This window comes from Mesorhizobium sp. M2A.F.Ca.ET.042.01.1.1 (assembly GCF_003997405.1).
Lineage (GTDB): Bacteria > Pseudomonadota > Alphaproteobacteria > Rhizobiales > Rhizobiaceae > Mesorhizobium.
The window spans coordinates 1-6,271 of sequence record NZ_RZRX01000307.1 but is presented as its reverse complement, the minus strand read 5'-3'; the positions used below and the strand labels follow the sequence as shown (position 1 = coordinate 6,271).

Sequence of the window (6,271 nt, the reverse complement as noted above, 5' to 3'; positions counted from 1 at the left end):
GCCTGGTCCTGTGTCGTGGCGGCCGGAGCGGTTTGCGTCTTGAGCGCGGCGCACGCGCCGGCGCGTTGCGGGTCGAGCTCGACAGCGCGCCGGCAGTCGCTCGCGGCAAGGGCATTGTCTCCTTGCGAGGCCGCGGCGACCGCCCGGTCGTAATAGGCCTCGGCATTGTCGGGATCGAGTGAGATGGCATAGCCAAAGGAAGCGATCGCGCCCGGCACGTCGCCGGAGGCTTGCTGCTTCAATGCATCCCGGATTTGCGCGGCAGCTTCCTTGGAAAGGACCTCCCTGCCAGTGGCCTCCAACTGCTTGGCCAAAGAGGAAAGATCCGACTTGGACGCCGTTTCCGCCGCAGGCATCTCGGCGTCATCCGGCCCCGCGTCACAGCTGCCAGTCTTCTTCGGATCGAGCGCGATGGCTTTGCGGCAGTCGGCCGCCGCGCCGGCGCTGTCGCCTTTGCGTGATCGCATCAGCGACCGGCCGAGCCACGCCCTGGCATCGGTCGCATCGAGCGCGATCACTTTGTCGAAATCGGCAAGGGCGCGATCGTCGTTGTCCTTGCTCGCCCAGGCGACCGCTCGGGCGTAGTAGCCGTCGACCATCCCGGCGTCGAGCTCGATCGCCTTGTTGGCATCGGCGATGGCGCGCGCCCAGTCGTTCTTGCCGATCCAGGCGGCGCTGCGGTTGGCATAGGCATCGGCGCTCCCTGGGTCCACGGCCAGTGCGGCGTCGTAATCGGCAATGGCGCGATCGAACTCGCCCCTGGCGGCGTAGGCGAGGCCGCGATTGACGAGCGCGATGAAATCGGCCGGATCGATGCGGATCGCCTTGTCATACTCCGCAATCGCCTTGTCGCGTTCGCCGGTCTTGCTCCAGACGGTGCCGAGCCCCGTATGGGCGTCGCCGTTTTGCGGATCGGCCTCGATCGCCTGCTGGAAATCAAGCATGGCCGCGTCGATCTTGCCCTTGCGAAGGAAGGCCGAGCCGCGGCTGGAATAGGCGTCGCTGGCGGACGGTTCGAGGCTGATCACGATGTTGAAGTCCGCGATCGCGCGGTCGTAATCGCCCTTGTTGGACCAGTCGGTGCCGCGGTTGAACAGCGCCGAGGTCGCCTTTGGATCAAGCGCGATGGCTTGGCCGTAATCGGCAATCGCGCCATTCCAGTCCTGCTTGTCGTCCCGGGCAGCGCCCCGATAGAAATAGGCCTTGATCCGCTGGCGCTGCGCTTGCGTATCGTCTTCGGCAATCGCCGTGCAGGCAGCGATGCGCCGATCGACCGCGGCCTGGTCGACATTCGCTTCCTTTTGGTCACTGCCCTGACCGCCGCTTTCGTCGCCGAAGCAAAGGGCATAGTCCCCGGCAACGGCGGGCGAAGGCGTGGCGAGCGTGCCAAGCGCCGTCACTCCCGCCAACGCCAGCCCATGTGAGAGCACGGCAACGAATATGCGCGAGACCGCGCCGGCACGGCGAGACATGGTTTGAACCTCCCCCCGGAGTCGCCGCGACCGCGGCTGCGAGCCCTATAGTTCCGTTTTTGTTCCAAAATGCAAGCAGAAATTGTAGCGACCGCCGAAATCGGTCTCCCCTTGAGGAATCCACCCTCACATATCGATTATCGACCTTCTCACCCGGCCGATGATGGTGATCGCGCCCTCCAGTTCCGGCGGCGGGATATCCAGGTAGGAAGCCGGCTGGAACGGCGGGTTGTCGTTCGGGCGGTAGCGTTTGTAGGTGGCCCGTCCCGTCTCGTCCGAGATCACATAGCAGCCATTGGTCACCAGCCGCTTGTCGCGCAAATTGACGAAGATGATCGAATCCGGCGGCGAGATCTTGTTCATCGACGGGCCGTCGACGCGCAGCGCGATCCATTCGCCTTCCTCGAGGTCGGCGGTGGGGATCGTCGGATAGTCGGAGAGGTTGACGACGCTGTCCTGGCTGCCGAGCTCGCCGGCGCTGATCCACGACACGATCGGCACGTCGATGGTGACGGGCGAGGGCATGAGATTGACCGGCGCCGCTTCGGCGCCATCGCCCCCCAAACTGCCATCGAACAGCAGCCAGCCGGGGTCGACGCCGAACAGCCGGCCGTATTTCTCGGCGGCTTTCCGCGACAGCGGCCGGTTGCCGTTCTCATGGCTGATGAGGGTGTTCTTGTTGATGTCGCGCAGCGCCCGCGCGGCATCGCTGGGCGAGGCATAGCCGGCCTGGGCGCGCGCCTGCTGCAATCTGTGCCTGGAATCCATCATCGTACAAAATGCCTGAAATTAGTCGTCCATATTGTACGATTTCGCTTGCGCGTCATTCGTACATAACGTACGCTTAGCGCATGAATGAGCATCCCGCAAGCATTTCCGCATTGTCCGTGATTCCCGCGCAGCCCACGAGCATCCAGGGACTGCCCACTGATATCTCGGGGCTTATCGACCGCTGGGGCAGCATCGGCGCTTTCGCCGCCGATGTCGGCTGCGGCTACGAGGCGGCGCGCCAGATGCGCCGGCGCGGCCGCATCGCGCCGCAGCATTGGCCGCATGTGGTGGCGGCCAGCCGCCGGCTGGGCATTGCCGGCGTCAGCTACGAATGGCTGGCCGGCCGCGCCGCCATGCAGCGCGCGAACGCCATGCAAGGGGAGGCGGCATGAACGCGCTGCCCTCACCATTGGAATTCCAATCGTCCGGACTGTCTTCCTCCCCGGTCCGGGCGCATTCCGGGGCGCTTGCCCCGGATCCGGTCGAACCGCCCGCACCCCGGTTCACCGGAACGGCCGGAGCCGCTCCTCCCCCGGCTCCGGCCCCCAATCCGGGCATAAGCTGTGTCCGCACCGAGGACGGCACCGTCATCCTGTTCGACCGCGCGTCGGGCCGGGCGGTGTCGGGCCTGACGCGGGCGGCGGCTGAAGCCAGGCTTCGCGAACAGGAAGAGGCCGCGCGCCCCGCCTGATCCCGACCCTTTTCCGAACCCCACCGACGGCCTCGCGGCCGAACCCAGGCGCTTGGGCTTCAGCCCGGCGCTCCCAAGCCCACGCCCTTAGCAATCGATGGAATGAGAAGATGGCAGCCGCCTATACCGAAAAGGAAATCGACGAGATCGCCGCCTGGCTGAAGGAGGGGCTCTCGGCCTCGCGCATCGCCGGCCGCTTCAGCGCGCTGCGCGGCGCCCCGGTCTCGCGCAACGCCATCATCGGCATCGTCCACCGCAACGCCGGCTTGCGCGCCATCGGCTTCGCCAATCCCAAGGGCGGCCGCGCCGGCGGCAGGCCGGGGAAACATGCCCGGCCGGATCGTCCAGGCAGGCGGGGCAGGACGGTGATTGGAGCGCTCTCCGAGCCGGCCGCGCTTTCCAGGTTCGCCGAGTTCGTGGAAGGCGCCGGCGGCGCAACCGCCAATCTCCCCCCTAGTGGGGGAGATGTCCGGCAGGACAGAGGGGGGCGCTGTCCCGCCGACGTATCGGTCGTAGACAGCCCCACGCAAAAGGACTTAGCCAAAGCCCCTGCCAAGCCGAAAAAACCCAAACCCCGCAAGCCGGCGCGCACCTTGCCGCCGGCCTGGCTTGCGCCGGGCGAGCGCCAGAAATCCGAAGCGCATCTCTACAAGCTCCCGGCGCCGCCGCCTGCGAAAAACCCCGGCCGCCAGCCGCATGTCGCGGCCATGCGCTTCCTCGACTGCCTGTTCGGCCGCTGCCGCGCGCCGCTCGATCTCGCGCTACGCGAGGATGCCGAAGCCGATCCGCTCGGCGCGCGCCCGGGTCCGGACATGCTGTGCTGCGGCCTGCCGACGTCCGCCACGCGCAGCTACTGCGCACACCACCACGCCAGGTTCCACGGCCATCGTGGGAGGGGGATGTGATAGCGCCGGCGCTAGTCTCCCCCCTCGAGGGGGAGATGTCGCCAAAGGCGACAGAGGGGGTCGCTGCGCGTAGAGCGCCAACCTCTTCCTACCGCATCTGCGAGGCGCTGGAGCCCTACGTGAGACGACCCCTTCTGGCCTGCCGGCCATCTCCCCCTCAAGGGGGGAGATTCGAGCTCCACCGCCTTTGCGAGCCCTCCCCATGAGCGGCACGATCTGGTCGAAATTCTTCTGGTCGGACTGGGAGTCCGATCCGAACCTGCGGCTGTGCTCGCTGGCCGCACAGGGTTTGTGGATGCGCATGCTGTGCATTGCCGCCGCGCACGAGCCCATCGGCTATGTCGCCATCGCCGGCAAGGGGCTGGACGAGACGGCGCTCGCGCGCCTTGCCGGCTGCGCGGAGGCGGAGCTTGGCGCGCTGCTTGCCGAGCTCGAGCAGAACCGCGTCTTCTCGCGCGACCGCCACGGCCGCATCTATTCAAGGCGCATGATCGCCGACGCCCGCAAGGCGCGCGCGGCGCGCAAGAACGGCTTGAAGGGCGGTAACCCAAGCCTTTCGAAGGAAAGGGCTTTTTCGCCTTCGGATAAGCGGCGGGCGAGGGTCAGGGATAAGGCGGGTGATAAGCCCCAGAGTCCAGACTCCCAGAGTCCACAAGCCATCGATCCAACGGGAGAAAAAGCCCAGGCGTTTTCTTCCCCCGCTTCGCGGGACAGGAATGGAAAAGCGTCTTCAGGGCAGAGGCCCGAACAGAAATGGCAGCGGCGCAGGACGCATGTCGATGCCGCCAACGCAATCATCGAGGAGATCAATGACCGCAGCCGAATTGCAGCAGGCGGCGAAGGCGCTGGCCGCGATGTTTTCCTGCTTCCCGCAATCCGCGCTGGCTGACGCCGAGATGCAGTTGCGTGGCTATCTCGCCGCGGTGCAGGATGCCGAGCTTCAAGACGTCGAGGCCGCGATCCGCCGCTTCATCCGCGGCGAGGCCAAGATGGCCAACGCCCAGTTCTGCCCGTCGACCGCCCAGCTGTCGATCGAGGTGCGCGAGAGGCGCCTGATGCGGGAGCTGACGGCGAAGAGAGAGGGGCAATTAAGCGCGAGTTCCTCGCCCCCGCCACGCGGGGGAGAGGTGGCGCGGCGAAGCCGCGACGGAGAGGGGAGCGCCCTCCGCGAAATCAAAGCCGGCTGAGACCCTGGCTCCTCGCGTCACAAGCGAAGCCGCAATGAGCGCTCGCTCAACCTCCCACGCCATTGGCTTCGCGGAGGGCGTCCCCCTCTCCGTCCGCTTCGCGGACACCTCTCCCCCACCGTTGGTGGGGGCGAGGAACCCAAGTTCTGCAACGCCACCCACAAAGGACCTCCCATGCCCCGCAAAACCGCCAAGAAACCCCAACCGCCAAAACTCCCCAAGGGCGAGGCCGAGCAGGTGCGCATCCGCCGCGAGGTCGGCCATGACTTCGCGCTGAAGCAGGACGCCTTCGGCCGTCAGCGGCTGACCGCCGGCACGGCCGAGGCGCGCCGCGTCTACGAGGTTTCGAACGGCGGCTACACCTCCACCGGCGGCATCGTGCGCCTGCGCAATGTCGATCCGCTCACCGGCATCACCTCGCTGACGCGCCAGCAGCGCGAGGCCGGCCAGCGTTTTCGCGACGATTTCGGGCGCGCCGCCCGCCACGGCCTGCAGCCGCAATCCTGGAGCGAGCGCGTCGACGCCAGCCGGATGGGCGGCGGCATCCCCGACCGCGTGCTGTCAGCCGGCCGCGCCCATGCCCAAGCGGCGGCCGCGCTCGCCCATTGGGACGTGGCGGAGGTGGTGCGCAAGACCTGCCTCGAAGGCCAGTCGGTGAAGGCCATCGCCGAACGCAGCGGCGAGGGTCGGGATGTGGTGGCGAAGCTGCTGAAGGTGGGGCTGGATTTGTTGGCGGTGCACTACGGGATGATGGGGAGGAAGGCGGGGTGAATATTAGGGCCCAGACTCAAGCGGCTTAGCTGCTGCCTTGTCCCAGCTCTCAAAGAGATACATGCTCTGAGTGTCCGGCAGTCCATCATGGGAACATAATGTTCGAGAAGGTCGTCCGAAGAGTGCCCATCGGCACCACCGATCATGAGAGTGACCTAATTGGTTTGATTAACATAATCGAATTCGAGTTGGGGCTCGGTACGAGTGGCCAAAGCGTGCGCAATCGCCTCGCCGGAGTTGTCAGTGAAATTGGTCGATCTGACGGTGTAGCGAGCCAGGAGAGTGTGAACGTTTTGCTTGAGGTTATCGAACGTCTGAAGAAAGTTGAGCGTCTTCTGTCCGACAGCGGTTTCGAGACTAGCTCTGAAACTTCCAACGGTTGACGCGTCGAGCTCTGTTTATGCAATTAGAACAGTGCCCGGCGGGGCAAGGAGGGGCGGCGCTGACCTTCGATGTTATTTGCGGAGTGCGGTG

9 protein-coding genes are annotated in these 6,271 nt (G+C 66.1%); 7 read left to right on the top strand and 2 right to left on the bottom strand.

Annotated elements, in window-relative coordinates; all coding sequences use genetic code 11:
- Positions 1-1,472 (bottom strand): tetratricopeptide repeat protein (locus EOA23_RS30155; RefSeq protein WP_127306805.1); only part of this gene is annotated, 1,472 nt, incomplete at its 3' end.
- Between the two features lie 126 nt (positions 1,473-1,598).
- On the bottom strand, positions 1,599-2,243 hold the full coding sequence (locus EOA23_RS30150; RefSeq protein WP_127306804.1) for a S24 family peptidase: 645 nt from the start codon (positions 2,241-2,243) through the stop codon (positions 1,599-1,601).
- A gap of 116 nt (positions 2,244-2,359) precedes the next feature.
- Here EOA23_RS30150 and EOA23_RS30145 point away from each other — a divergent pair, with 116 nt between their 5' ends.
- From EOA23_RS30145 to EOA23_RS30115, 7 genes are all read left to right on the top strand, one after another.
- Entirely contained in the window at positions 2,360-2,635 is a 276-nt protein-coding gene (locus EOA23_RS30145; RefSeq protein ID WP_245474390.1) for a hypothetical protein, read from the top strand.
- The gene (locus EOA23_RS30140; protein ID WP_127306803.1) at positions 2,632-2,934 is read left to right on the top strand and encodes a hypothetical protein; all 303 of its coding nucleotides are present in this window, start codon (positions 2,632-2,634) and stop codon (positions 2,932-2,934) included. Before EOA23_RS30145 ends, EOA23_RS30140 begins: the two co-directional genes overlap by 4 nt.
- Positions 2,935-3,044: 110 nt before the next feature.
- Complete coding sequence (locus tag EOA23_RS30135) at positions 3,045-3,839, top strand: GcrA cell cycle regulator (RefSeq protein ID WP_127306802.1); 795 nt, start codon at positions 3,045-3,047, stop codon at positions 3,837-3,839.
- Positions 3,840-4,041: 202 nt separating this feature from the next.
- Positions 4,042-4,728, top strand: a complete 687-nt coding sequence (locus EOA23_RS30130; RefSeq protein ID WP_127306801.1) for a hypothetical protein — start codon at positions 4,042-4,044, stop codon at positions 4,726-4,728.
- Positions 4,649-5,026: a hypothetical protein gene (locus EOA23_RS30125; protein WP_127306800.1), complete on the top strand. Its 378-nt coding sequence runs from the start codon at positions 4,649-4,651 to the stop codon at positions 5,024-5,026. Before EOA23_RS30130 ends, EOA23_RS30125 begins: the two co-directional genes overlap by 80 nt.
- Positions 5,027-5,200: 174 nt before the next feature.
- Positions 5,201-5,797 (top strand): DUF6456 domain-containing protein, encoded by a 597-nt coding sequence (locus tag EOA23_RS30120; protein ID WP_127306799.1) that lies wholly within the window; start codon positions 5,201-5,203, stop codon positions 5,795-5,797.
- 98 nt (positions 5,798-5,895) lie between these two features.
- Positions 5,896-6,180, top strand: coding sequence for a hypothetical protein (locus tag EOA23_RS30115; RefSeq protein WP_127306798.1), 285 nt, complete (start codon positions 5,896-5,898; stop codon positions 6,178-6,180).
- Positions 6,181-6,271 lie beyond the last annotated feature (91 nt).